The following is a 2,962-nucleotide window of genomic DNA, read 5'->3' on the forward strand; positions in this document are numbered from 1 at the left end:
GTGCCACAAGTCAATTACCAAGTCACGGGCAAGATGCCCGTGCCACAAGTCAATTACCAAGTCACGGGCAAGATGCCCGTGCCACAAGTCAATTACCAAGTCACGGGCAAGATGCCCGTGCCACAAGTCAATTACCAAGTCACGGGCAAGATGCCCGTGCCACAAAAGATAAAATTGGCATCGAGATTAAGCATTTATCTTTCTGCTATCCCGGTAGCAATAAAAGCACGGTTGAAGATATCAATTTAACGATTAATCCGGGTGAAATGCTAGTGCTTGTTGGTGAAAATGGCGCGGGTAAAACAACCCTTGGCAAACTCCTCGGTCGCCTGTACGACCCGACAAGTGGTACGATCGACTGGAACGGCAAAGATTTGCGATCGTACTCTCTAGCATACGTGCGATCGCGCATCGCCGTCGTTATGCAAGATTACGCCCGTTTCCCCTCCACAGTCCGCGAAAACGTCGGTTTCGGCGACTTGCTTTCACTGTCAGATGACACCGCAATTAATGAAGCTATTTCCGAAGCAGGAATTAGCGCAAAAGTCAATAGTCTTGCCGCAGGTTTAGAGACTCCCTTGGGGAAACAATTAGAAGACGGCATAGACTTATCGGGGGGACAGTGGCAAAGAATTGCGATCGCCCGCGCCTTAATGCGGCTTTCTACAGCCGAAGTGCTCATTTTTGACGAACCGACCGCCGCCCTAGACCCCAAGACAGAACACGAAATTTACAGCATCTTCCGCCAAATAGCCGCCGGGAAAACAACCATAGTCATCAGTCACAGATTGGGATTAGCAAAAATAGCCGATCGTATCGCCGTCATGGAAAACGGTAAAATAGCAGAAATAGGAACTCACGACGAATTGATAGCATCAAACGGAATTTACTGCTCAATGTTCACCCGTCAAGCTAGCAGCTATATTTAGTCATTAGTCATTAGTCATTAGTCAACAGTCAACAGTCAACAGTCAACAGTCAACTATCTCCCCGTCAGCGTATCCGCATAAGGATCGGGCAAAGCTTGCTGCACTTCCAAAAGCGACAAAGCATCTCCAGTCAACGGTTGGCTAATCAAATTTTTTTTTAGTCCATCCCCCCGGCGATCGCGCTCTTGCAGCTTCAGCAATTCCTCTTGATAAACAGCAACAATTCGCCCTAAACTCAGCACCAAATCATCCCAATTATCATCTCCCACCAACTTCTCAGAAATTCCCTCAAATAACTCTCCCGCTTGTTTTTTTTGAACATAAGCTTTCAAAAGCTTTCCCGACTTTTGCACAACCGCCTGATAAATCTCCCCATCAGACCACCACAGCCCCTGTTGACTCAGTAGCCAAGTCAAAATATACTCGCGAGCGTGTTGCTCCTTCACCCAGGCCGCGAGATACTGCAAATCTTCCATAGTTACAACAGTCTCCTAAATTTTCCTCTAAATGTCCGCTTGTTTGTATCTATCGTTACTGCGATCGGCTTAATATCTGCTTTATTATCACCCGCCGATCTCTTTAATATCCCTTAAATCTTAAAAAAACCCTACTGATTCACCAAACATCAATTTTTAGCATATAAACATACAATTAAACTGACATCTTGCACCATGCTCAAGAACAGGGAAGAAGCCTGTTCCACAAAGAGTAAATTTTCTTGTGGCGAGTAGGGGTTGGGCCCGAGAGCCCGCCCATGAAAGGCTTATTGACAACGGTGCAGGATGTGAGGTTAAACCTGATAGGTCTACTCTCGGACATTTCATCCAGAGGAAAGCGGTACAACCCGCCTCGCTTTCCTCTCTCGCAAATCTATCCTCAAGCGGAACCAGCGAATTATTAGCATGACAAAGCAAAATTTTGGTTTAATCGGTCTAGCAGTGATGGGCGAAAACCTAGCCCTCAACGTCGAAAGCAGAGGCTTCTCCGTGGCTGTGTACAACCGCACAGCAGCCAAAACCGACGACTTCATGGCCCTACGCGCCCCCGGCAAGAACATTGTAGCCGCCAAGACTCTGACAGAATTCGTCGATGCCCTAGAAACCCCGCGCCGAATCTTAGTCATGGTGCAAGCTGGGAAACCCGTAGATGCAGTCATCGACCAGCTCAAACCCATGCTGTCACCGGGCGACATGATTATTGACGGCGGCAACTCGCTATACGACGACACCGAACGCCGCACCAAAGATTTAGAATCGATGGGACTGGGATTTGTCGGCATGGGCATCAGCGGCGGCGAAGAAGGCGCGCTGAATGGTGCTAGCTTGATGCCCGGTGGCACCCGCACTGCTTACGGCCTACTAGAGCCAATTCTCACCAAAATTGCGGCTCAAGTAGATGATGGCCCCTGCGTTACTTTCATCGGCCCTGGGGGTGCCGGCCACTACGTGAAGATGGTTCACAACGGCATTGAGTACGGGGATATGCAGCTCATTGCTGAAGCCTACGATTTGCTAAAAAACGTTGGTGGATTGAACGGGCAGCAGTTGCAGGAAGTTTTTGCCGAATGGAATACCACAGACGAACTCAACTCGTTTTTGATTGAAATTACGGCTAACATTTTCAAGTTCAACGACCCGGAAACTAAGCAACCCTTAGTTGAGGTAATTATGGACGCAGCCGGTCAGAAAGGCACGGGCCGCTGGACTGTAATGAGTGCTTTGGAATTGGGCGTGAGCATTCCCACAATTATCGCTGCTGTGAATGCGAGAATCATGTCTTCTTATAAGGCAGAGCGCGTCAAAGCTTCCCAAGAACTGACGGGGCCTAGTGGCAAGTACGAAGGCGATACTAAAGAGTTTGTCAACAAAGTCCGGGATGCGCTTTACTGCTCGAAGATTTGCTCCTACGCGCAAGGCATGGCGCTGTTGAGCGCGGCCTCGAAGTCGTACAACTATGACTTGAGTTTGAGCGAAATTTCCCGAATTTGGAAGGGTGGCTGTATTATTCGGGCTGGATTTTTGGACAAGATTAAA

Annotated in this window: 3 protein-coding genes; 2 read left to right on the plus strand and 1 reads right to left on the minus strand. The window is 48.5% G+C overall.

Features of this window, described 5'->3' with window-relative positions:
- The coding region (locus ACUVJL_RS13635) for an ABC transporter ATP-binding protein (protein ID WP_445246339.1) at window positions 1–929 on the plus strand (929 nt) is incomplete at its 5' end.
- Window positions 930–982: 53 nt separating this feature from the next.
- On the opposite strand, the gene ACUVJL_RS13640 is transcribed toward ACUVJL_RS13635, so the two are convergent.
- Window positions 983–1,405 carry a hypothetical protein gene (locus tag ACUVJL_RS13640; RefSeq protein WP_445246340.1) on the minus strand — a complete coding sequence of 141 codons (423 nt, stop codon included), beginning with the start codon at window positions 1,403–1,405 and terminating at the stop codon, window positions 983–985.
- Window positions 1,406–1,831: 426 nt separating this feature from the next.
- On the opposite strand from ACUVJL_RS13640, the gene gndA reads away from it, so the two are divergent.
- The coding region (gene gndA, locus ACUVJL_RS13645) for an NADP-dependent phosphogluconate dehydrogenase (protein WP_445246341.1) at window positions 1,832–2,962 on the plus strand (1,131 nt) is incomplete at its 3' end.

The sequence above is a fragment of the Microcoleus sp. OTE_8_concoct_300 genome (genome assembly GCF_031383065.1).
GTDB lineage: Bacteria > Cyanobacteriota > Cyanobacteriia > Cyanobacteriales > Microcoleaceae > Microcoleus.